The organism is Bacillus cereus group sp. Bce019, from assembly GCF_051781745.1.
GTDB lineage: Bacteria > Bacillota > Bacilli > Bacillales > Bacillaceae_G > Bacillus_A > Bacillus_A cereus.
Genome location: NZ_JBPWJX010000063.1, coordinates 1 through 464, shown reverse-complemented (window position 1 = coordinate 464; position 464 = coordinate 1). Strand labels below are relative to the sequence as shown.

Genomic DNA, 464 nt, shown 5'->3' with positions numbered 1-464 from the left:
GTTGCGGGGACAGGATTTGAACCTGCGACCTTCGGGTTATGAGCCCGACGAGCTACCGTGCTGCTCCACCCCGCGATGATAAAATATTTACTTTAGAAAAAATGGAGGAGGTAGAGGGATTCGAACCCCCGCGCGACTCTCGCCGCCTGTCGGTTTTCAAGACCGATCCCTTCAGCCGAACTTGGGTATACCTCCGAGATATATACGTCTAATGGTGGACCTTGTAGGACTCGAACCTACGACCGGACGGTTATGAGCCGTCTGCTCTAACCAGCTGAGCTAAAGGTCCTTTATGGTAGCGGCGGAGGGGATCGAACCCCCGACCTCACGGGTATGAACCGTACGCTCTAGCCAGCTGAGCTACACCGCCATAAATGATATTAATATAAGTGGAGCCTAGCGGGATCGAACCGCTGACCTCCTGCGTGCAAGGCAGGCGCTCTCCCAGCTGAGCTAAGGCCCCA

General features: G+C 55.2%; 5 tRNA genes. All 5 read right to left on the bottom strand.

From position 1 onward, the window contains the following. Position 1: 1 nt before the first annotated feature. A tRNA-Met gene (locus tag ACS2QP_RS27420) sits at positions 2-75 on the bottom strand. 27 nt (positions 76-102) lie between these two features. Continuing rightward, positions 103-195, bottom strand: a tRNA-Ser gene (locus ACS2QP_RS27415). 17 nt (positions 196-212) lie between these two features. Further along, positions 213-289: transfer RNA gene (locus tag ACS2QP_RS27410), tRNA-Ile, on the bottom strand. Positions 290-293: 4 nt separating this feature from the next. Next, positions 294-370: transfer RNA gene (locus ACS2QP_RS27405), tRNA-Met, on the bottom strand. Positions 371-390: 20 nt separating this feature from the next. Beyond that, a tRNA-Ala gene (locus ACS2QP_RS27400) sits at positions 391-463 on the bottom strand. Between the last annotated feature and the right edge of the window lies 1 nt (position 464).